The 23,464-nt window shown below is 50.7% G+C and carries 19 protein-coding genes; 3 read left to right on the top strand and 16 right to left on the bottom strand.

The window, feature by feature from the left end:
- Positions 1-160: 160 nt before the first annotated feature.
- From GCU44_RS05790 to GCU44_RS05765, 6 genes are all read right to left on the bottom strand, one after another.
- Positions 161-1,144, bottom strand: a complete 984-nt coding sequence (locus GCU44_RS05790; protein ID WP_154855003.1) for an MlaD family protein — start codon at positions 1,142-1,144, stop codon at positions 161-163.
- Positions 1,141-1,887, bottom strand: coding sequence for an ABC transporter ATP-binding protein (locus GCU44_RS05785; protein ID WP_154855001.1), 747 nt, complete (start codon positions 1,885-1,887; stop codon positions 1,141-1,143). Before GCU44_RS05785 ends, GCU44_RS05790 begins: the two co-directional genes overlap by 4 nt.
- 4 nt (positions 1,888-1,891) lie before the next feature.
- Complete coding sequence (locus GCU44_RS05780) at positions 1,892-2,665, bottom strand: MlaE family ABC transporter permease (RefSeq protein ID WP_092177578.1); 774 nt, start codon at positions 2,663-2,665, stop codon at positions 1,892-1,894.
- A gap of 177 nt (positions 2,666-2,842) precedes the next feature.
- Positions 2,843-6,052, bottom strand: coding sequence for an error-prone DNA polymerase (locus GCU44_RS05775; protein WP_154854999.1), 3,210 nt, complete (start codon positions 6,050-6,052; stop codon positions 2,843-2,845).
- A gap of 39 nt (positions 6,053-6,091) precedes the next feature.
- Positions 6,092-7,582: a Y-family DNA polymerase gene (locus GCU44_RS05770; protein WP_174238234.1), complete on the bottom strand. Its 1,491-nt coding sequence runs from the start codon at positions 7,580-7,582 to the stop codon at positions 6,092-6,094.
- Positions 7,575-8,321, bottom strand: coding sequence for an ImuA family protein (locus GCU44_RS05765; protein ID WP_154854997.1), 747 nt, complete (start codon positions 8,319-8,321; stop codon positions 7,575-7,577). Before GCU44_RS05765 ends, GCU44_RS05770 begins: the two co-directional genes overlap by 8 nt.
- Before the next feature lie 70 nt (positions 8,322-8,391).
- Between GCU44_RS05765 and GCU44_RS05760 the strand changes: the two genes are divergently transcribed.
- Positions 8,392-9,195: an XRE family transcriptional regulator gene (locus GCU44_RS05760; RefSeq protein ID WP_154854995.1), complete on the top strand. Its 804-nt coding sequence runs from the start codon at positions 8,392-8,394 to the stop codon at positions 9,193-9,195.
- A 493-nt stretch (positions 9,196-9,688) separates the two neighbouring features.
- A complete protein-coding gene (locus GCU44_RS23070; protein WP_154854993.1) occupies positions 9,689-9,895 on the top strand; it encodes a hypothetical protein in 207 nt (68 codons plus the stop codon).
- A gap of 156 nt (positions 9,896-10,051) precedes the next feature.
- On the opposite strand, the gene GCU44_RS05750 is transcribed toward GCU44_RS23070, so the two are convergent.
- The 4 genes from GCU44_RS05750 to GCU44_RS05735 all read right to left on the bottom strand — a co-directional run bounded on the left by GCU44_RS05750 (position 10,052) and on the right by GCU44_RS05735 (position 14,842).
- Entirely contained in the window at positions 10,052-10,234 is a 183-nt protein-coding gene (locus GCU44_RS05750) for a hypothetical protein (protein ID WP_154854991.1), read from the bottom strand.
- 159 nt (positions 10,235-10,393) lie between these two features.
- The gene (locus tag GCU44_RS05745) at positions 10,394-11,977 is read right to left on the bottom strand and encodes a DUF6807 family protein (RefSeq protein WP_154854989.1); all 1,584 of its coding nucleotides are present in this window, start codon (positions 11,975-11,977) and stop codon (positions 10,394-10,396) included.
- Between the two features lie 44 nt (positions 11,978-12,021).
- Complete coding sequence (locus GCU44_RS05740) at positions 12,022-14,214, bottom strand: outer membrane protein assembly factor BamB family protein (protein WP_154854987.1); 2,193 nt, start codon at positions 14,212-14,214, stop codon at positions 12,022-12,024.
- Positions 14,215-14,233: 19 nt separating this feature from the next.
- Positions 14,234-14,842: a Uma2 family endonuclease gene (locus GCU44_RS05735; protein ID WP_154854985.1), complete on the bottom strand. Its 609-nt coding sequence runs from the start codon at positions 14,840-14,842 to the stop codon at positions 14,234-14,236.
- A gap of 1,190 nt (positions 14,843-16,032) precedes the next feature.
- Here GCU44_RS05735 and GCU44_RS05730 point away from each other — a divergent pair.
- Entirely contained in the window at positions 16,033-16,434 is a 402-nt protein-coding gene (locus GCU44_RS05730) for a hypothetical protein (RefSeq protein ID WP_154854983.1), read from the top strand.
- 790 nt (positions 16,435-17,224) lie between these two features.
- Here the strand turns inward: GCU44_RS05730 and GCU44_RS05725 are convergent.
- From GCU44_RS05725 to GCU44_RS23105, 6 genes are all read right to left on the bottom strand, one after another.
- On the bottom strand, positions 17,225-17,833 hold the full coding sequence (locus GCU44_RS05725) for a Uma2 family endonuclease (protein WP_154854981.1): 609 nt from the start codon (positions 17,831-17,833) through the stop codon (positions 17,225-17,227).
- A gap of 259 nt (positions 17,834-18,092) precedes the next feature.
- Positions 18,093-18,425: a PIN domain-containing protein gene (locus tag GCU44_RS05720; RefSeq protein WP_154854979.1), complete on the bottom strand. Its 333-nt coding sequence runs from the start codon at positions 18,423-18,425 to the stop codon at positions 18,093-18,095.
- A 16-nt stretch (positions 18,426-18,441) separates the two neighbouring features.
- A complete protein-coding gene (locus tag GCU44_RS05715) occupies positions 18,442-19,050 on the bottom strand; it encodes a Uma2 family endonuclease (protein WP_154854977.1) in 609 nt (202 codons plus the stop codon).
- A 192-nt stretch (positions 19,051-19,242) separates the two neighbouring features.
- Positions 19,243-21,168 (bottom strand): sulfatase family protein, encoded by a 1,926-nt coding sequence (locus GCU44_RS05710; protein ID WP_154854975.1) that lies wholly within the window; start codon positions 21,166-21,168, stop codon positions 19,243-19,245.
- Positions 21,165-22,799, bottom strand: coding sequence for a sulfatase family protein (locus GCU44_RS05705; protein WP_154854973.1), 1,635 nt, complete (start codon positions 22,797-22,799; stop codon positions 21,165-21,167). The genes GCU44_RS05710 and GCU44_RS05705 overlap by 4 nt, the downstream gene beginning before the upstream one ends.
- A gap of 104 nt (positions 22,800-22,903) precedes the next feature.
- Positions 22,904-23,110 (bottom strand): RagB/SusD family nutrient uptake outer membrane protein, encoded by a 207-nt coding sequence (locus GCU44_RS23105; RefSeq protein WP_174238232.1) that lies wholly within the window; start codon positions 23,108-23,110, stop codon positions 22,904-22,906.
- Positions 23,111-23,464: the final 354 nt, after the last annotated feature.

Genomic DNA, 23,464 nt, shown 5'->3' with positions numbered 1-23,464 from the left:
ATTTGTTAATTAATAATAATAAATTGATTACCGAACTTTCCTACTCAGAAGTATTGCTTGGCGAGTTTTGCTTTCACCCAGCTCTACCAGCATACCGATAGGTACCATGCGAAAATTATCGCGCGACAAGGGGAGGAACTACCTGAAAAATCAGTCCCAATCAATGCTGATTTGCCGCTTTCCTTTCCTCTTTTTCCAGCTTTTTGAAGTACCTTCTGAATAAAAAATTCGACCGCATGGCTTCCATATTGGTATTGAACTTCTCGGTGCTGGACTCCAGATTGATTAGTGTCTGCATCAGGGTAGCCCGGAAAAGCGAGTCTTCCAAAATCAACCCGGCAGTTCCTTCGCCTGCTTTCACTCCCTCGATCAGCGGATTGAGCTGCTGAAGGAGGCCCTGTGTCTCAGCCGTGGTCGATTCGATCTGCTCCAGGCTTTGCTCCACTCTTGCTGTCAGCACCGTATCCGAAATCAAGGTACCTGCCAAACCATTCCCGTTTTCGATGTTTTCCAGCAATTCCTTCCCTGCCATGGCCATCTGAGTCGCCTGATCCCCAGCACGGCGGAAAACGCGAACCGCATCTTTCATCTCCACCAGCAAAAGTGTATCTGAAAGCGTATTCCAAAGATTCTGGTTTTGATTGATCTTTTCTGTGATTTCAGATAGGTTCATCAGCGTATTTTGCAGGTAATCGCCCGAACTGTTGAGCTGCCGAAGCATGTCCTCTGTACCAATTTGCTCCAGGGGAATCAAGACATCTCCCTCTTCAATCGGCAGCGCATCTCCCTCCTGTGGGTGGATTTGCAGAATCTTATTCCCGATCAGTCCATCGGTATTGATGGTGGTTCGGGCATTTTTGAGAATGAAAGGGGTCATTTTGTTTCGAATCAATAGATCCACCTGAATCGTATTTTCATCCAACACATTGATATCACTTACCGTGCCTACATTCATTCCCTTGTACAGCACATTGTTCCCGGGAAGTAAGCCATTCACGTCCTCCATTTCTACAAAAACGTGCATGGATGTTCCCAGGATATTCTGATTCCTCCCGATCATATAGAGCGAAAAGACGAGAAACAGTAAGCCAGCGATCACAAGCGCGCCAAGCTTCGCATTGGATAATTTTCTATCTGTACTCATAGTCCTTCGAAGAATTCCCTCACCTTGGGGTCTTGGTATTTTATTAAGTTTTCAAATGTTCCTTCCGCATAATTCTTCCCCTCAATCAACATGATGATACGGTTGGCAGTCATTCGGATACAATTCATGTCGTGCGATATGATGACGGAAGCGGTATTGTATTTTTCTTGAATCCGGTTCATCAGCTCACTGATTTCTCTAGCGGTAATCGGGTCCAAACCGGTGGTCGGTTCATCGTATAAAATCACCTTTGGCTTGAGAATGATTGTCCGGGCCAGAGCAATTCGCTTGCGCATCCCTCCCGAGAGTTCGGCAGGCATCATATCGATGGTATGCAACAAGCCCACGTCCTCCAATGCTTCTTTCACCGCCGACTCGGCATTTTTGGCACGCTCCTCCTTTGTCCAATGCCGGCGAAGTGGAAATTCCAGATTTTTTCGGACCGTCATGGAGTCGTAGAGTGCATTGCTTTGAAACAAAAACCCCACATCGGCACGAAGCAAGTCCATTTCGTCCTGATCCAGCAGGCTGATGTCCTGGTCGAGAACCGTAATCCTCCCGCTGTCCGGCTCGATCAATCGGATAATGCATTTGATCAAAACGGATTTCCCGGAACCTGATTTTCCAAGAATCACCAGATTCTCTCCCTCCGAAAGAGTAAGCGAAAAATCCCGAAGCACGTGATGCTGCCCAAAGGATTTATTCAGGTTTTTTACTTCGATGATGGAGTCGCCTTTTGCCATAAAATCAGGTAAGTCCCAGGACATCGGCAACTTGCACCGCTATCAAGTCCAAAATAAACACCAACAGCGAAGCCACAATCACTGCCGTGGTGGCAGACCTTCCTACACCTTCGGTTCCCTTTTGGGAATGATAGCCTTTGTAGCAGCCCACGATGCCAATGGCAAAGCCAAAGAATACCGTCTTGACCATAGCCGGTACAAAATCCCCAAAAATCAATACTTTGTAGGCTTGGTACCAATACAAGGGCCAACTGACATCTCCTTTCAGATTCGCTCCCAGATACCCTCCGTACAAGGAAATCGCAATGGCCAGACTGGAAAGAATGGGTACCATGACGGTGGAGGCCAACACGCGGGTAACGACCAGGTATTTGAAGGGATTGGTTCCCGAGACCTCCATCGCATCGATCTGTTCGGTCACACGCATCGATCCCAGTTCCGCACCAATTCCAGAGCCTATTTTACCCGCACAAATCAAGGCTGTAATCACGGGTGCGATCTCCCGGACCAACGAAACAGACACCATGGATGGAAGCATAGACGCCGCCCCAAATTCCACCAAGGTAGGGCGTGACTGAATGGTCAAAACCAGCCCCATGATGAAGGCGGTGATACCCACGAGGGTAAAGGTCTTGTAACCAATAAAATAGCTTTGGTTCACAAACTCCTCCCACTCCTGCCGGGGCTTGCTGACTTCCCGGAAAAAACGCCCCGTAAATCGGGCTATTTCTCCTACTTCCTGAAAGAAAGGGGTGTTCAGTTTATTCAGTAGTGCCATACATTGCTTTCATCTCCCAAATTCATCAACTTTCCTGAGAAAAGCCGTTGCAAAGGTCAAGTCAATGTATGATAAAAATCAGGTAAAAAAAACCTCCATTTCCTGTCACGGAGAGTTTTCCAGGTATTTCCCGGCACCAAAACCGACGGATGGGAGCAAGGCATTACCTGAACCTCCTCATTTAAAGTCCCTGGAGGGAAACAGTTCCCCCTGTTGCCCCTTTTCTCCAGAAGGGCGCTGGGAAACTTCCCCGCCTGCTTCTCCCTTCCCTGTCGACCTGCGGTTTTGTTCCACCGAACTGGGTTGCAGCAGCTTGTTTAGGTTGTAACAAGCGCGCACCACCACGTGGATTACCTCTCCTTCTATTTGTAGTTTCCCGGACACCATCAGCAGTTTGGACTGCAGGATAACGGACCGGTATTTCTCAAAGGTCTTGGCCCATACCACCAGGTTAGCAAAGCCAGTCTCGTCTTCGACGGTAATGAAAAGCACCCCCTTGGCCGTACCTGGCCGCTGCCTCACGGTAATCAGGCCGCAAACCTTGACAAAAGCCCCGTCCTTCATTTTTCCCAAATGGGACGTGGGGCTCACGCGCAACTGATCCAGTTGGTCCCGCAAATGGCTTAGGGGATGGGATTTCAGGGAAAGGGTGGTGGCGGCATAATCCCGGAGTACCTGCTCCATGGGAGGAATGGCAGGCAGGGACACCTCCTTTTCCCGGGGTGTCTCCTGCACCTGCCCCGTAAAAACCCCGATGGGCCTGCCCTGAAGGGCCAATACTTCCCAAAGGGCTTGCCTGCGGTCCAGACCCAGGGATCGAAAGGCATCCGCATCGGCCAGGCGCTCCAGAGCAGCCTTGGGTACCCCGGCATTGATCAGGTCGGTGATATGGACATAGGGTTTTTTCCGCTGCTCTACCAGCAGCTGCATGTCGGTCTCGTGCAGGCCCTTTACCTGCCGGAATCCCAGCCGAATGGACAGGTGCTGACCGGATTTTTCCTCAAACACGTGGTCCCAGAAGGAACGGTTTACATCCACCGGCCTTACCTCTACTCCGTGCTTGCGGGCATCGGTAACGATCTGTGCCGGTCGGTAAAAACCCATGGGTTGGCTATTGAGCAGGGCCGTAGCGAAAACATCCGGATAGTGGTACTTCAGCCAACAGGAAACGTAGACCAGCAAGGCGAAACTGGCCGCATGGCTTTCGGGAAAACCGTAGCTGCCAAACCCTTCCAGCTGCCGGAACACCCGCCTGGCAAAATCCTCTTGGTAGCCCCGGGCCACCATGCCCCCTACCAGCTTTTTCTCGTACTGGCTCACCAGCCCATGCGCCTTGAAGGTCGCCATGCTTCGCCGCAATCCATCCGCTTCTGCCGGGGTAAAGCCTGCCGCCACGATGGCAATCTCCATGGCCTGCTCCTGAAACAGGGGCACCCCCAGGGTACGGCCAAGGATCTCCTCCAATTCGCGGGAGGGATATTCCACCGGCTCTTCTCCCCTGCGCCGTTTGAGGTAGGGATGCACCATGTCTCCCTGTATCGGTCCGGGTCGGACAATCGCCACCTCGATCACCAGGTCGTAAAAGGTCCTGGGCTTCAGACGGGGCAACATGGACATTTGGGCGCGGCTTTCTATCTGAAACACGCCCAACGTGTCGGCATGGCTGATCATCTCGTAGACCCGGGGGTCGTCCTGTGGAATATTGGCCAGGGTAAGGTACCGACCGTAATGGGACCGGACCAGGTCAAACGCCTTGCGTATGCAGGTCAACATGCCCAATGCCAGCACGTCCACTTTCAGAAAACCCAGGGCATCGATATCGTCTTTGTCCCATTCGATGCAGGTCCGGTTTTCCATCCGCGCATGCAGTACCGGACAGAGGTTGGAGAGCTGGTCCCGGGTGATCACAAAGCCCCCGGTATGCTGGCCCAACTGCCGGGGAAACCCCATGTACTGCCAGGTGAGGAGCAGCGTTTTTCGCAAATGGGAATCCCGGGGATCAAATCCCTGTGAAGACACGTTCTCGCCTTGCAGCCATTCTTTGGTCAGTTCGTGTCCTGACTTGGCAAGCCGGTCCACCGCATCCAGCGACAAGCCCATGGCTTTGCCTACATCCCTCACCGCCCCCTTCCAATGTAACCGGGTGACAGTGGCCACAATGCCCGCCCGGTCCCGTCCGTACTTTTCGTAAATGTACTGCATCACTTCTTCGCGGCGCTCGTGCTCAAAATCCACGTCAATATCCGGAGGTTCGTTCCGGGCATCGGACATAAAGCGGGCAAACAGCAACTTGAACTTGGAGGGGTCTACCGAGGTGATGCCCAGGCAATAGCAAACCACTGAATTGGCCGCCGAACCACGCCCCTGACAGAGGATGCCCCGCTTTCGGGCAAAACGCACCAGGTCGTATACCGTCAGAAAATAGGAAGCGTACTCTTTCCGGGCAATGAATTCCAACTCGTGCCGGATGGTATTCTGAAGGGTTTCGGAGATTTGCTCCCCAAAACTGCCCCGGGCTCCCTCCCAGGTACGCAATTCCAACTCCTCCTGTGGACTACGCCCTTCACTGCTGATTTCCTCGGGGTATTGGTAGGTCAACTGATCCAGAGAAAACTGACAAGAGGCGGCGATTTCCACCGCCCGGCGAAGGGCAGCCGGGTACTCCCGAAACAGGCGGTACATTTCTTCCCGGGATTTCAGGAAACGCTCGGCATTGGGATGCAGGCGAAATCCGGCATGTTGAATGGTACACTTTTCCCGGATACAGGTCAACACGTCTTGCAGAGCCCTCCTTCCCGAGGCATGGTAGTACACGTCGTTGACCGCCACCAGGGGAACTCCCAGGCTTTCTTCCAGCTGCGCCATCCGAAACAGCCGTTTCTGATCGCTGCCATTGTAGGCAAAAGCGGCGGCCAGGTAAAGGCTGTCGCCCAAGGCCTCCCGGTATTCCTCCAGAGCAGAATAAAAGGACGGTTCAAAATCCAGGTGGGTATTCAGGCTGGTTGGAGGAACGGCAATAAATACGCTGTCCCGGGCATGGGCGTATACATCCGCCTTGTACAGGTGGCAGATCCCCTTCTCTGCCCGAAGATTGCCCAGGGTAAGCAGGGAAGAGAGTCGCCCGTACGCGTCCCGATCTTTGGGATAGGCCAACAGGCTGGGACCATCCAGCAAGTCCAGGCGGCAGGCCGGAATAAAGCGCAGGCCGGATTCCCTGGCTGCCGCGTGTGCCCGGACAATTCCCGCCAGGGTGTTTCGGTCGGTCAGGGCCAGGGCTTCGTACCCCAGCTCAATGCCCCGCTGCACCAATTCTTCCGGATGCGAACCTCCCCGCAGAAAGGAGAAGTTGGAGGTTACTTGCAATTCGCTGTAGGGAGTTGCTTGCATGATTTATTGGTATCAATAGGTTGAATAAATCGCTTGGGGTCAGGAAAAATAGCCGTGCAAAAACCATTGGGGTTCCCCTTTTCCATAAAGTCCCAGCCGGAAAAGCCAGTACCTGCCCCCTTCCGTATCTTCCACACAGTAATAATCCCGGGGCGGCCCGGTTTGCAGCCACCATTCCTGCTCGATGCGCTCCGGTCCGTCGGCGCGAGCCACGCGAACCAGCTCGCCCTTGTGCTTGAAATGCACCGGAGGGTAATCGGGCAAGGGTACCATGACCGTAATGGGTTCGGGTACAGGCAGCAGGTGCAGGGGACGCACCAAATCGGGCCAGCCCGTATCGGGTTTTTCGTCAAAGGAAAGCGCAGGCCGCACCGAATGTTCCGGCCAATGCCGCTCCTGAGGCAGGAAACGGTGCATGCGGCCCGAACCCAGTTTGGCTCCTATCCGGTCCAGCAGTTCTGCCACCGCAGCCGGATCCCCGGATCGGTGCCAGAGTTGCTCCTGTGGCAGCTGCACCTTTTCCACCAGCAATCCTTCCAGGCTAAATAACTCTATTCCCAAGGCCGGCTCCAGCAAGGGGATTTTCAGGGCAAAGAGCCGGAAAAGGTGCACCGGATTGTGGGAAGCCCGACCGGTGCCAATGGTGATTTCCACCGTTTTTCCGTCTACCCGCAGACCTTTGAATACCGCCTTGCGCAGCCCCTTCCCTTCCCTGCTCAAGCGCTGACAGAGGGTATCCAGCAACTGCCGGAGAGCGATTTCGATGCCTTTGGCCGTGCGAATGGGCTCCAGGCAGGGCAACTGCTCTTCGTAGGGAACCCGGGGCTGTACCGGTTGAAAGGCTTCCGCTTCCCTACCCAGGGCCTGCCCCAACCGAAGCAGCAGCCCCTCCCCAAATCGCCTGCGCAAGGTAGCCGCCGGCAGGTCGATAAACTGCTGGATTTGCCGGAAACCCAGTTTTTCCAGCCCCTCCAGCGTCCGCGATTCCAGGCGAAGAGCAGATGGAGGCAAGGGCAGCAAGGCTTCCCGCTGCCCTCCCACTTCGGCTATGCTGCCCTGTTCCCCGTACCGGGCCAGTGCCCAGGCTGCCCCAATGGTATCGGCGATGGCCGCCCGTACCCGGTAGCCTTTGCCTTCCAGGGCGGATACCAGGTCCCGCAGGTAGGCCGATTCGCTTCCCCAAAGATGTGGACAACCCGAAATATCCAGCATCAGTCCGGAAGGAGGATCGACAGCGGGAAGTGGGGTGTACCGCAGGCACCACTCGGCCAGCCGGTAGAGGAGCCGCTTTCCCCAACCGGGCCTGTCGGGAAAGACCCGTATATCCGGAAAAATGGCCCGGGCATCTGCCACGGCCCTTCCCGGACGAATGCCCCGTGCAAAGGCTTCCCGACTGCTCGCCTGCACGATGGCCCGACCCCGTTCGTTGCCGGCCAATACGAAGGGCTTTCCCCGGAGTTCCGGATGTCGAATGGACAGCCGGTCCGTGGTCAGGTGACAAAACCAGAGGGATAGAAAACGCTTAGGCATACTTTCTGCTGTTTTGGGTAATTGCTTGCCGCTTCTCCTCCCGGAAAACTTCCTGAAAACCCTGCCCGTCCCATTGCAGCTGCCAGTCGCCCGGTCTTCCGTTTCGGACCTTCATCAAGCCTACCTTCCAGACAGGAAAGCCCAGTCCCGGCATGCCCGTCGGCATGGGTGTCGGAACCGGGGCCACCTTCCAGCGGGTAGCACAGGCCAGGGCATGCAGGCTACGGGGCTGATGGCGGTGCACGAAGCCGGTGACACGGCTCCGCTCTACTGCCAATTGCAGGCGCTGGGATTCGGAGAAACCCAATTCCCTGATTTCCCCGACCACCGCTACCAGGGCTTCGCAACTGAGGGCCTGCTCCAGCGTCCACAGCAGGTCTTTTTCCCTGGGCACGTTCACAAAAACCACCCGTTCGGGGGTGACTCCAAAACGCTTCAGGGCGGGAGGAAAGACCTGCGGGCGGGTCCCCAGCCAAAGGCAAAATCCGCCTTTTTGCAGAAGCATGCCCAGAAGCACGGCCAAAAAGCCCTGGGTGGAAGCCGCCTCGGATGGGGTACGACTGATAAATTCGTGGTTGGCGGCCAGGGGAAATGCCCCGCCCGGGAAGGCCGCATGCAAGGGACCCAGCTGCAGCCTGGAATCCGGTTGCTGCCCTTTTGGGGGAAGGTATCCTTCCAGGGCCATGATTTCCTGCTTTAACGCCTGCAGCCGATCTATTTTATCACTATTTCCTTTCATCGTTTTCACAGAATGCCTATATTTGACACGATTCGTATCAAATCGTTGACTCTAATACTACCAAACTTCGATGAAAAAGTCAAAAAACTTTTTTCCAGCTAACCTGAAATTTCTCCGGGAGCGGAAGGGCTTGACCCAGCAAGGGCTGGCGGCCGAACTGGCACTTACCCGGTCCAAACTCAATGCCCTGGAATCCGGGCAGACCAAGGCACCCTCCCCGGAGGATTTTCTGGGCATCTCCAGTTATTTCGGGATCAGCATTGACAGCCTGATACGGGTAGACCTGCGCACGTTGGGAGAGCTGAAATTGCGGGAGCTGGAAGCCGGAAACGACGTGTACATGCGGGGCGGCAACCTGCGGGTGTTGGCCATCAGCGTGGACAAGGGCAACCAAGAAAACGTGGAATACGTGCCCATCAAAGCCAAATCGGGCTACCTTTCCGGGTACAACGACCCCGAGTTTATTGCCTCCCTGCCCCGGTTTTCCCTACCCAATCTACCGAGACAGGGTACCTACCGGATATTCCCTACTGTGGGGGATTCCATGTTGCCCATTCCGGGGGGAAGCGATATCATCACCCGGTACCAGGACGACTGGACAGCCCTAAAGCCGGATACCCCCTGCGTGGTGATCCTGAGTGGGCAGCAGGATTTTGTGTTTAAGTTGGTGACCGTACAGGCCGCAGGGCAGCTGCTGCTTCGCTCGCTGAATCCGATCTTTGAACCCTATACCGTGCCTGTGGGCGAGGTAGCGGAGATCTGGAAATTTCATGCTTACACCAGCAAAGAAATCCCCGAACCCGAAACCGACCTGCAGCAACTGGTCCGGGCGGTTCGGGACATGCAGCTGGAGTTGAAGGGGAGGAAGGGGTAGGGATTCAGGGAAAAGGAAATTAGCCTGGTGAATTAAGATAAAATCAAGGAGATACATCGAAAAATGAACACCTTTCGGAGTGAGTCAAAATCCGGTTGCTATAATAGCAATGTGCGGTTAATACATTCCTAAAAGTGGAAGGCCAAACCTTCACTAAAAAGGATACTACCAGATCGGTTCGCCTCCTGAAGGCTACTTCCCACAGCAAATCCAGCACAACAAGGATTGAATCCCAAGTGTACTATTCCAGTGGTTGCACGCTTCTGGAAGGATAACCCGGGCCAAATGAGAACCAACATTGAGTATAACAGGCTCATTTGGATACAGAATTGAGGGTTGACTTTTTAGCGATTGGCTATTATCTTTAAAATGTCGGTTTTCATAGATGTTGGAACGAAGCTATTGGATATTTCGGTGATATTGCCACTATTCCGGAAGGGTACCCTCGAGAATAAATCCCCGGACAACGTTTATCTACCAGTTCCCGAAAATCATGAATAACACGCTCAATAACGGAAAACTAAAAAATCGATTTCTAATCGGGAGTGTTGGCATGGCTCTTTTATTGATGGCATTTGGATCGTACGGATCGTTTAGCCCCTTTGAAATCGGTTTTTACACCTCCATAGTGGCTGGAATCGGATGGTTCTATATAAGCTATTATGGCTTTAAATGGTTGCTGGGCAGGAATAAAACCTGAATAATTGGTTTACCCACATCCCATCTAAAAAATTTTCATTAATAGCAGGTCCAAACTAGTGGACCTGTTATTTTTTTGGCTCTAAATCCACCAACCTAATGGTGTTCAACCAAAAATCTAGTATTTGGTATTACCATGTTTGGGCACAACCCTGATTTAACTTTGCTGCTTTTTCCTGTTTACCATAATAAACCAGTAAACCAAAGTACCTATAAAAACAAAGGCACTAACTAAAATTCCCCAACCGTACAGGTAATGATCAGAAAGGACTTTTAACGCAGCAAAAACAATAACTCCCAGTGCAGCTAATCCTAGAATAACTAATATCTCTTTCATCATCTATTTACTGATTTCTTTAATGGCACATCCTAATCCAGCTCCAACTACACAAAAGGGAGGTAACACCCAACACCCAAACGTGTCAACCGGGTCATTATCCCAATCATCAAAAAGCTTATCTATAACACTTTATACAGGCAATTTCCTCACCTACTCAAACTATTCCCCTCCAAAAAATTCCTTCCAAACTTCCGCCTTTAGGGCCTTGTCCTCGGCACCGGTATACATCAACAGGCGGTACCGGATGGTTTCCGACTCTCCGGCAGCCAGGCCCCAGTCGCCCAGTATTTGCCGGGAAGGTCCCAGACCCATTTGGCTGTCTACCCGCCAGGGTGTGGGGAAGGCCGCATTGTCCGGATGATCCAATATCGCTATCCGGGCAAAGTCCTCCCGCCCGTCCAGCTTGATCCCGATATCGCTCCAAATGGCCCGCTGTCCCTCCAACTCCATACCGTCGTGTCCGGAAGCACTCAGGATCTCACCAATGGTCTCGGGCACCCAGGGCATGCGAACAAAAAGACCGCCCACATAGAATTTGCCCATTACCACATCCATCTTGGCCTCCCCCTGCCATTCCAAATCCAAGATATAGCGGTCGGCATAGGCCTGCAGGGACCAGTTTTGGGTTTCTACCATCAAGACGTTTCCTTCCTCGTCCAGCATCTCGTACACGGTCTGCCAACGAACCCTTTCCCCATCGTCCTGAAGAACGTCTGCCGATACCCGTCGCCAATAATCCCGGTTCCAGTTCATAAAATAATCGCGCTCGTTTACCCGCTTTAAGCCCCAGTATATGCCCGTTTGATGGGGATGGTGGTCCGGACGGTACTCGGTTAGCTCTCCCCTGCCGTCCGGAGCCAGAATGGGATGCAGGTAGGGCCGTTCTTCCGGTTTTGCACCTTGGGTCAGGATGGGTGCTGTTTTGTCTTCCACATGGACGGCGATACGGCCTGCTTGCCGATCCTGTTCGATGCGAAGGGAAAGGGGGTTCCCGGCCCGGTGCTCCTCAGAGGAAGGCAGCAAGCTGACCACCGGCACCCGCTTTTCCATTGGTGTGAGCTCCAGGCTTCCCGTTTGGATTCGGATATTGCGAAACCGAATGGAAAAACTTCCCTGCGGATCGTTTTCATTGTTGGCATGCAGCTGCAGACCGATAAAGCCCCGGAGGTAGCGATCGTCTTCCAAATGGGCAACGGGCACTCCATTCACCCAGGTTCGAAGTATCGGGCCCACTGCTTCTATGCGGTAATGGTTCCATTGGTACCCGTTTTTATCGTCCCGTTTGAAAGCGGCCTTTGCTTCCGGGCCCATTTTTTCCGGCGGGTAGATCCAGCCACGCTCGGCCCCTTCTTCGTAGATGGCCCCGCTCCACTGCTGGGGCTTGGGATCGACTTCCATCTGATAGCCGTGCACCCGGCCGTTTTTGTATTCGGGATAGCTTTGAGACCGAAACTGAATGCCCGAGTTATTCATCAAGGTATCCACGGATACTTCCAGCTCGAGCACAAAATCACCAAATTCCTGCTCGGTACACAAAAACCCATTGGGTTGGCCCGGAACGGTACTCCCGACAATCATCCCCTCTTTCACCTCCCAGGTATGGGCTCCGTTTAATTCGGTCCAGCCGCTAAGGTCCTTGCCGTTGAAAAGGGATTGCCAGGACAGTTCCTGAGCCAGCATTGTGAATGGAGCCAGGCTAGTCGCGAACAGAAGCAGCAAAAGGAAAGTATTACGTTGTGTCATAATCAGTATTTTGGGTTCATTATCGTTTTAAAAGCATAAGGCCATCAATCGGGCAGGGCAAATGCGATGACCGAATCGCCATGTGGAGTTCCATTTTTTCCGCCCCCGCCAGCGGTAATGACCAAATACTGTTTTCCATCTACCTGGTAGACGCTGGGTGTGGCATAGCCGCCTGCCGGCAATTGGTACTCCCACAACACCTGTCCGGAAAAGGTATCAAATGCCCGGATCTTTTCATCGGGCGTACCTGCAATAAATACCAGGTTTCCGGCCGTCGCCACCGGACCGCCGAAACTTTTGGCGCCGGTGTTTCGAATGCCTTTGGCCACCAACTCGGGGTATTCTCCCAGGGGGACCTTCCACAGGATTTCCCCCTTATCCAGGTCCACGGCGTTGAGGGTTCCCCAAGGTGGAGCGATGGCGGGATAGCCATTCTGATCCACAAAGAAGGGAGCTACGTTGGCGTAGCGAGGTGCTTTGGTCGGGTTGGAGCCGGATTCTGCGGGCTGGTCTTCCTCTAGCTGCCCGGGGCTGCTTTCCAGGTAAACCAGCAAATCATCCAGCTGCCTATCCGAAAACTGGCCAAAAGCGGGCATCATGCCCAGACCATAGCGCAATACGGATTTGATGGAATCCCGGCTGATCTGCAGGTTTTGAAGGGGCGGGTACAAGGGAGGATTGCCGACTTTGTCGATCCCGTGACAGGCGGTACAGGACCTATTGTACAATGCTTTTCCCCGTTGAAGCGGGGAAGCCGAAGCGGTATCCAGATCTGCATCCACCGGCACCAGGCTGTGAATGGTGGGTGCTTCGTTGATATTGACGTATAGGACATTGGTGGTGGGATCAAAAGCCGCTCCACCCCATTCGGCACCGCCCTGATGCCCGGGCATGGTGATTACCCCTGCCCGGGATGCCGGGGTATACAGGGGGCCTGTTTCGTGCTTTCGGAAAATCTCTAAAACATATTCCCGGGTTTCGGGGGTAATGTTACTCAGGTCGGCTTCCCGAAGACTGGTCCGGTTGAGTGGCGGTGGTTTTAGTGGAAAGGGTTGGGTGGGCCAGGCTTCTTCTCCGGGCACCTTCGAAGGAGGGACGGGCAAATCGACTACCGGAAACACCGGTTCGCCGGTTTCCCTATCCAGAACAAAGGTAAATCCCTGTTTGGTCAGTTGCACCACGATATCCCGGGCCGTACCGTCTGCCGTGACGGTGGCCAAGATGGGGGCCGGAGGCAGGTCGTAATCCCAGATGTCATGACGCAGGGTTTGGTAATGCCAGATGCGCTTGCCGGTGTTGGCATCCAGGGCGATCACGCAATTGGCAAAAAGGTTTTCTCCCTTGCGGCTGCCTCCGTAAATAAAATCCGGGGCCGGAGAGCCGGTGGCCAAGAAGACCCAACCTCTTTCCTCATCCACGGTCAATCCACCCCAGGGATTGGTACCGCCATAACTGACCCCTTCCTCAAACTCCCAGGTATCATAACCAAATTCCCCCAGCTGGGGAATGGTATGAAAGATCCATTTAAATTCCCCGGTAAGTGCATCGTAGCCTCGTACATCTCCAGGGGTGGAAGGTGAGCCTTCAGGAGTCCTTCCCCCGATAATGAGGATATCCTTATAGACCATTCCTTGAGTAGTCGCTTCAAAATCAACCTGCTCCGGGTCCTGGGGAAGGTTTTGGCGCAAATCGATCCAGCCGTTTTCCCCAAAAGAAGTGATCAGGGTACCAGTACGGGCATCAATGGCATAGACCCTGTCCTTTACGAAGTTCAGGATGCGTTTATTTTCTCCCTTTTCGTCTTCCCAGTAGGTGAGTCCGCGGTTTCTACCCCGAAAGGGGCGTTCGTCGTTTCGGTAGGTATCCGGGCGAAACACCCACACTTCCTCCCCGGTGGTGGCATCCAGTGCGACGGCATTTACTTCCGGCGTGGTGAAATAAAGCAGACCGTCTATAATGATGGGATTGGCATACATGCCCGGCCCTACGGGATTGCCATGCTGGTATTCCCAGACTTTTTCCAGTTGCTGCACATTTCCGGCATGGATTTGGTCCAGATCGGAATATTGGATACCGGAGGAGTGGCCCCGGTAAATCCCCCAGTCCGAATGGTTGTTAAGCCGGCTTTGGTAAGCCGGATCCGGCGAGGTGTCCGGCTCAACCGGACTGCAGGCGGAAATAAACAGAAGGCAAAGAAGTAATGGCAAAAACTGGTTTTTTGGGTTGTAATTTCTCATGCAAGACTTTGATTTAAAACTACTCAATATCCCCAAAAAACTCCTCCAAATCCAGTTTAAACCCCTTGATCACCTTGGATTCCACCACATGCCCTGAAGTAAACAAAATTGAAGGGACATATTTTCCATCGATAAGGCTGTAGATAAGCAAATCCTGCGTTTCGGAATGGATGATCCAGTATTCCCGAACCCCGTTGGACTCATATAGCTCGAACTTATGCTTCAACTCGGTTTTGCTATTGCTGGGGGAAAGAATCTCTACAATCAGGTCCGGAGCACCAATACAGCCCCGCTCATCGAGTTTTTCAGTATCGCAAATCACGCAGATGTCCGGCTGTACCACATCGTGGATTTTATGATCTGCTTTGGATGCCTTTGGAAAACGCACATCGAAGGGGGCATCGTAAACTTGACAGGGCTTGTCCTCTAAAAAAACGTATAGCCTCGCCAAAAGTTTAGCCGAAATACGCTGATGGATACGTCTTGGCGCAGCCGCTGCTCTTTTAAAAATTTTTCCCCTGATCAGTTCCACCACTTCCTCCATCTGCCAGGTCAGGTAGTCGGCATAGGAATAATTGGTGTATTCCAGATCCGGTTCGTTGACGGTATCGTCCTTTTTGGCATTCATGGAATAAATATAATAAATTCAGCCATTATTTGCCATCCTCAACCCACCTTTCGCCGCTTAGGAAATAGGGCAATGGCATCATCGATGATGCGCTGGGGATAGCTCAATCCAGCTCCGAAATCAGTCCCACATCCCGGGTCTCCAACATCCAGCGATCCAGTTCTTTTGACATGCTTTTCACCCTGGCTTTGGAGGCCTCCTGTTCGACAAGGCTATCTACCTGCCAGGGGTCTGCTCCTGTATCAAAGAATTGTTCCAGGGGTTTGGGTTCGTAAAATAGGGATTGAATTTCATTGGTTTTTCCAGCTTCATACGCGGCTTCATAGGCCCGCCAATTGGCTTGTACCTGTCAAGGCAGAACATCTGGAAACCAGAAGAAATGTGGGCATTAAGAGTGCCCCATCCAAAGAAGCTGATGAGGATCAATCTGAAATAAGCATAGAACTCCCCAAAGGCGTATATACCGGTAGTAGAATTGGTTTTAAGATTGAAACTTTGCCATAATTCATAGGATAATAATTTTTTTCAGCGGTACCTCTTTTCAGACGGGTTAGAACCGTCTGACAAGTAATCACTTACGACCTGGGAGTCTCGCAATGATGAACATGCTGTTTTAAAAGTTAGCGGTTTAGCCATTCTGCTGTAGGGTAAAATGAATCGCTTTGCTTTTACCTGTCTTCGACTGATTAAACCAACATTTTACCAATACCCTTTAGCATTTAATGGTGTATTAAAAGAGTTTTACTTTACAGTTATAAAATTTTTTAGTGTAATAGAGTTTTTTATTTTATTTATTATAAATAAATTTATAAAAAAAAATAATTATTAGTACTTTTACCCCCTGAAATATTTAAATTGGCCTAGGTTTATTCTATTCTTAGTTTTGGCATCTATCTTTGTTGAAGATTTAATCGGACAAACTGTAAATATTTCAGGTCCGACAACTGTTTGCCCTAATAATTTCCACCCAAGTGGAAACCCAAACCTTAATGGGCATAATTGTATGATAAACAGGAAAAATCGGTGCGTACAGCAGAATCAAAATCGGGAAAAGTGAACCTGGATACAAATAATCTGCAACCCGGAATTAATTTTATTCATATCCATTATGGAAAAGAAGTTTTGTCCAAACAGATAATCGTTAAATAGCTGGATTATGTTATGACTCAGCCAATAAAACTATAACCGAAATGTCACTATCAAAAAAATGTATGCTCTTCGCTTTAATGGGCTTTTTGATGATTGCCCAGAATAAGTTGAGTGCTCAATCTGAGCCGGAGACCAAGGCCGATATTTTCACGGCTAAAAACTCCGTATATGCCGAATTACTTGGGAACTCTGGTAGCTATTCTCTTAATTATGGACGTATCCTTCACCAAAAAAACAGGGTGAAACTTTGGGGAAGTGCAGGATTTTCTTTGCGTCGTCGTGGAAGTAGTGAACCCATATTTTCAGCCCATTGGATCCCATACTTTCCGACAGAGATTACAGTTTTTTTGGGAAAGTCCAAGCATAATTTGGAATTAGGAGCCGGGTTCTATACCCTACGTAACAGATCTATACCGTTGACGAAAGTTTGCCGAATTTTATAAGAGAAGAAATACATTGGGATCAGTTTATTCTGACCAGGATAGGTTACCGGTATCAAAAACCCGAAGGAGGCTTCTTTTTCAGGGCTGCCTACACTCCCGGGATACAATTTTTCAATTCCGAAACTAGTGGGAAGGAAGTGTTCTATAGTCCATTCCTGATTGGAATCAGTTTAGGGTATAGTTTTTAAAAAATGTCACTAGCCAAAAAAATATATTCTGCGCTCTCTTTTTTCTAGCCTGAAAAGGTCTTGGCGGACAAACTATATGCCACCCCATAATACAGTTCGGCAATTGTGATTGTAGAAACCCTAAACATTGAAATGGGAAAAGACGTGAACTTTTTCAGAACGATTTCAGGCCGGTTCTTGATAAGGTAAATACAAATATCGGTGTCCAATAGGAATTTCAAAACGTGTCTCTTTGCTGGAGGGGAGGTTGATTTCTTCCGTCTTCGAAATAATCATCAGAAAATGCCTTAAGACTCTACGATACCATTTCCCATGAGCTGGCTTTAGGGCTAAGAAGTAGCGAAGTACCTATCATGCGAATATAGAATTGCTTTTCATCCGTATTGAATTCCTTTGGCAATCTGAGGGCCTGACTATTTCCACTCTTAAATACTTTGGCTTTCTTCTCCATATCAATTTCGAGGGTTTTGTATATACGTTTAAATATATACAAGCACACAGATGAAACGAAACAGGTTGTCTGTAAATCAACTATTTACCTGAAAACCTATAGCCGAAAAACGAATGCATTTCCGTAGTAGGACACAGGTAACGTTTTATCGCTACTCCATATCCCGAAAAAACTCCTCCAAATCCAGTTTAAATCCCTTTATCACCTTTGACTCCACCACGTCTCCTGAAGTAAAAAGCCGTGAAGGAAGGTATTTTCCATCGACGAGGCTGTAGATAAGCAAATCCTGCGTCTCGGGGTGGATGATCCAATATTCCCGCACGCCGTTGGATTCGTAGAGGGTAAATTTATGTTTTAATTCGACTTTACTATTACCGGGAGACAGGATTTCCACGATCAGGTCGGGGGCTCCGATACAGCCCCGCTCGTCCAGTTTTTCCAGATCGCAAATGACGCAGATGTCCGGTTGTACCACATCGTGAATTTTTTCATCCTCTTTTGAGACCTTTGGAAAACGCACATCAAAGGGGGCATCGTAAACTTGACAGGGCTTGCCTTCGAGGAAGTTATAGAGCTTAGTAGCTAACTTTATTGAAATATGCTGATGATTGCGCTTCGGGGCAGCGGCTGCCTTTTTAAAAATTTTTCCCCTAATCAGTTCCACCACTTCCTCCATCGGCCAGGTCAGGTAATCGGCATAGGAATAGGGGGAGTATTCCAAATCCGGTTCGTTGACGGTATCGTCTTTTTTGGTATCCATGGTTAAATATAACGATACAGGAGATTTATTAAAAAGAATTTACTTTTTATGGTTGTCCCCGCTTCTATCTAACGACCGAGTGGCAGGGTTTTCGCGAAATCTATAGGAGTGGTAGCAAGGGATATAAAAAACTTTCTGTCCCCGACCGATTAAAGCATCTGCCGGGTATGATCCGACCGTTTTTGAACCTTGCAAAAGGCTGACAGAAAATAGTCACGCTTTATACCATGCCATGCCCGGTTGGCTTGTCAGGGACAGATTAACTCGCTATGGCCCAATTTTCATAAACCAAATCAGGTACTCGCTGGTATTCCCTACTATTGTTTGTAACAAGGGTCATCTTCCTGGATATTGCCTGTGCGGCTATCTGAAGATCATAGGGGCCGATGCCTTGCCCCTTTCTTTCCAGTTTCGCACGAATCTCTCCATAGGCGATGGCATCGGCATCCGTAAATGAAATAAATTCAAATGGAGCAAGAAATTGAATCAATGCATCCTCGTTTGTATGCTGCTGTTCACTTTTTGCCACCCGATTGTCTGTAAACCAACCATTTGCCGGAAAAGGAATACATTTCCGTAGTAGGTAGGACACAGGTAACGTTTTAGCGCTACTCTATATCTCCAAAAAACTCCTCCAGATCCAATGTAAAGCCGATGAGAACCGTTGACTCCACCACATCTCCTGAAGTAAAAAGCTTTGAGGGAACGTATTTTCCGTCGACGAGGCTGTAGATAAGCAAATCCTGCGTCTCGGGGTGGATGATCCAATATTCCCGCACGCCGTTGGATTCGTAGAGGGTAAATTTATGTTTTAATTCGACTTTACTATTACCGGGAGACAGGATTTCCACGATCAGGTCGGGGGCGCCGATACAGCCCCGCTCGTCCAGTTTTTTGGTATCGCAAATGACGCAGATGTCCGGTTGTACCACATCGTGAATTTTGCTATCCTCGGTGGATCGCTTCGGGAACCGAACATCAAAGGGTGCGGAATAAACCTCGCATTTTTTTCCTTTTAGAAACCCCGCCAATCGATAAGATAATTCGACAGATACTTTTTGGTGAATTCTTTTCGGCGCTGCGGCTGCTTTTTTATAGATTTTCCCCCGAATCAGTTCGACCACTTCCTCCATGTTCCAGGTCAGGTAGTCGGCATAGGAATGGTTGCTGTATTCCAAATCCGGTTCGTTGACAGTATCGTCCTTTTTGGCGTTCATGATCTAAATATATCGATTTTGAGCCAGTGAAGAAAGGCCGGCATCTTCCTCGGGGAAAACGTAACTCCCGATTTTTTTCAAAAGGGCTAACGGCCGGTTTTGGGGTACCTGTTTTATCAGAAGGCAAAGCGGATTTTACCCCTCCCGAAACCTCGATGGGATACGAATCTTTTTTAGCCGTTACTGTTTCCTTCAATACACCTTCCTCCGTTTTGGGAAAAGTGCGATTGCATCCTCGATAATGCGCTGGGGGTAGCCCAAATCAGATCCGGGGTCTCCGGATTCAAATTCTTTATCTTTAAATGCCTTCCAATGATCAAGGCTAAGTCGATCATCTGTGTGACTGTATTGGAACGCATGTAAGGCTTGAAGCAGTACATATCCATTGTCCGTAGCATGGGCTTCCCTCATGATTGCTTCGAAAGCGGTATCCGGATCCCCGACTACGCCGAGTGCCTGTGCGGCCATAATTCTATTAGCCGCAAATTCGTCCTTATCTACGATCGTTTTTAACTGGCGTTGAAGGCTATTGCGCTGATCCGGGTGAAGAAAAATGCCGTAGGCTCCCCAATACCGGATGATGGGGTTTTTATCCGTTAGGTACGCCAGTAAATTTTCGGAGCTTCCGGCCGTTGCGGATTTGGCGGCCTCCAGTATTTTTTGAATGGGATAATCGCTGCTTTGAGCAAAAGCATGTAAAGTTCTATATTTCTTTCCTGCACCTATCAATTCATGAACCATGGGTTCCGGAATCAGTCCCACATCCCTGGTCTCCACCATCCAGCGATCCAGTTCTTTTGACAGGCTTTTCACCCTTGCTTTGCTTGCCGGCTGTTCGACAACGTTATATACCTGCCAGGGATCATTTTCTGTATCAAAGAATTGTTCCAGGGGTTTTCGCTCGTAAAATTGTGACTGAATCTCATTGGTTTTTCCAGCTTCATACGCAGCTTCGTAGGCCCGCCAATTGGCTTGTACCTGGTACCCGTACCTGGAGTCCCTGCCCAGGGGACGGTGAGGCATGAAATTTCGGATGTAGTAATACCGTCCGTCGGTAATCGCCCGGGAAAAATCATACCGCTCGCCCATCCGGTCTCGGATAAAGTGGACAAAATCGGGCGATTTTTCGGCCTTGTCTCCCAAAAAGGCCCTTCCCTGCATATTATCCGGGATTTCACAACCGGTGATGGAAAGCAGGGTGGGCGCCAAATCCACAAAACTCACCAGGGATGCATCCACAGCTCCAGCGGGCACCGATGAGAGTTGTTTCCACTTGTAGGGAAGGTGAATCAATAAGGGTACCTGGGTACCGCCGTTGTAGATGTACCGCTTGGAGCGGGACAATTGCCCGCCGTGATCCGAATAGAAAAAAACTACGGTATTGTCGGCAAGACCTGCTTCCTCCAATTCATCCAGTAATTCCCCAACTTGCTTATCCATCAAGGTGATCAGGTCGTGCAAGCGTGCCCAATCTTCCCGGATCTCCGGCAAGTCGGGATGATAGGGAGGTAATTCGATGTCCCGGGGATCGATGCGGGGTTTTTCGGGAATCAGGTTATTTTCTACGTAATGGCGAATCCGGCTTTCGCTGAGCTGGCTTTCGTGGGTAACGGTAAGGTTGAAAACCGCGAAAAAGGGCTGATCGGACCGTCTGTTTTTGTAATGGGCGGTATTGCTGGATTCATCCCAAAGTTCCGGATCGTCGTTGTACGGAGAATTGTAATCCTTTTTGCTGTTATTCGTGCAATAGTAGCCCGCATCCCGCAACAATTTGGGATACACGGGAATTTCTTCCGGTAAGGGTACCTTTGAACGCATCTGATGAGTCCCGATGGAAGACGCATGCATGCCGGAAAGGATCGTGGATCGCGCGACTGCACAAACGGGTGCATTGGCATAGGCCTGGGTGTAGCGAATCGAGCGTTTTGCCAGCCGATCCAGGTTGGGCGTTTGGGCCTGAGCAAAGCCATAACTCCCCAGATAGGGACTGATGTCTTCACAGGTGATCCAGAGTACGTTGGGTCGGTCGGGGGACATTTCCTTGGCCAAAACCCCTTCAGCTAACAAAAGAACCAACAAGACAACAAATCCCTTTACGGGCAGGTGTAAATTGCTCATTTTAAGGTACTCCCTTCGATGGGTTTTGGAAATTCCCGCATGGGACTGTAGCGCAGGTAGGAGTCAAAGACCTCCGGATCAGGCCCCACTACCCGCGGGTCCTTTGTTTCCCGAAGTTCCGCAAGTAGCGCCTGCCGCAAGGTTTCTTTGATTTCCGCATAATCCGGATCCTCGGCCAGATTATTCATGCATTCCGGGTCGGATTGGAGATCGTAAAGGAGTACCTCCGGGTTCTTTTCAAAGGCCGCTTCAAAATAGGGCCGTACGGATGCATCCTCCCGGTTTTCCACCAGGTACGACTTGGTAGGCGCTGCATCCACGTCGGTAAAAGCCCAATCGGAACGATGCTGGCCGTTTTCATCTATTCCATAAAGGGGAAGCAACTCCTCCTCGTTGTCGGGATTGATGCGTTGGGGAGCTCCGGCGGGCCAACGATCGGGCTTCATGTTCCAGATCAGCAAATGATCCTGGCTGCGGATGACCCGCTGTGGATAGCCCCAGTTTTGGTAACGGGAAGCGGAGTGTCGCTCGCGACCGGAAAACACGTACTCCTTCTCAGGGTCGACGGTCCCTTGTTCGGAGGACTCCAAAATGGGGCGAATGCTGACCCCAGTCATCGGCAGCATTCCTTCCGAAGGGGTTTGGGTCAGGTCCAGAATGGTGGGCGCCAGGTCGATGAAGTTGATGGGATCGTCCACGGTACGGCCCGCAGGAAAGGCCTCGGGATAGCGAATGGCCAGGGGAACGTGAATGCCGTAGTCGTAGCCATTGGCTTTGGCTCGGGGAAAAGCCATGCCGTTATCGGAAGTGACAATGACGACGGTATTGTCCAGTTCGCCTGTTTCTTCCAGGTATTCCAGCATGTATTGCAGGTGCTGGTCAAACCATTCGATTTCGACGGCATAGTCCAGCAGATCTCCCCGGACAATGGGGTGGTCAGGCAGAAAGCCGGGAACTTCCACATCGGATAGTTTTTTATCGGTGCGTTTCCAGGAATCCTGCTCAAAGGCCCGGTGGGGTTCCGTGGCGCCGTACCAAAAGAAAAACGGATCATCGGCTTCCCGGACGTTTTCCATGAAGTACTTGAAATTCTCAAAATAATTCAGGGTATTGATTTGCGCGGCGGGGCGGGTGTCTCCTTCGCTGCCGGCTTCGTAGCGAATCCGGCTATGTTCGATCCCGGCAGCATCCGTTTCCCTCCACAGGGAATCGTTTTCGTCCCGAGCATACCGGAAGGGAGATACCCCTTTTCCGGTACGACCGGTGGTATAGCCATTGTCGGCAAGCAGGTCCACAAAAGGCACGTGTTTTTTCAACCAGGGAGCGGCATGTTGACCGGATTGTTCGTTTTGCCAGTGGTGGCGACCGGTAATGATGCTGCTCCGGGAGGGGGCACAACCCGGTGAGCCGGCAATGCAATTGGTAAAATACACGCCTTCCCGGGCCACCCGGTCAAATCCCGGAGTATTGACAAATTTGCTTCCTGCAAAGCTGGTATGGTAGTGAGATTGGTCGTCGCTGATGACAAAAAGGATATTGGGGGGTCGCTTCTCCGTTTTTTTGTCGGCGGAGGAACAGCCAAAAAGCACGAGAAGGGCGAGCAGGGCAATGACTATCGGTGCATTTTTCATGGAATCGATGCGTGGTTTCGGGTGTGAATTTTGTTAATTACGGGTAATATAATCAAACATTTTGGGTTTTCCCGTACCGGTTGCAGCCGGGCGAGCAGGAACGATTATTCCGCAGCATATCCGGGATTTTGTACGAGTTGGGCACCGGTATTCCGTTCAATCTCAGAAAAAGGGATGGGCCACAGGTTATGGTAAGGCTGCACGTCCACCCCGAAATTGGTTACATCGGGCCGGCCTTCGCAGTACCTGTTGGTCCGTTCGTAGAGTAGGCCCAGGCGGATCGATTGGATGGCCCTTAATTTAATCAGCACATCGAAAGTGATTAATGGCTTCCCTTATATGGAATTGGGATGGCATTTGATGATCAAGCTACTGGATCGTCCCACGGAATCAAACCAAAAACGATAAACTGAATGTTTGTAAAGTAAGGCCCAATGTAAAACAAAGGATCAAATCCCGAAGACATATTGGTTTGGGCGGCTATATTAGCTGCGTATCGCCCTTCTTTTGGTAATTTTTGGTATTCTTAGTTATACTTATCTATCTTTAAATTGTTAAAAAAGCGCTAGAAACCTTTAAAACTTCTCCGTTCAATTTACTAAGCGGGGCCTAAATAATCTTGGGTTTCTGAAATTCATTGTCACGATAGAAGTTTTCTGTTTGTA

It is taken from the genome of Cyclobacterium xiamenense (genome assembly GCF_009467825.1).
Lineage (GTDB): Bacteria > Bacteroidota > Bacteroidia > Cytophagales > Cyclobacteriaceae > Cyclobacterium > Cyclobacterium xiamenense.
This window is presented reverse-complemented; position numbering and strand designations above follow the sequence as displayed.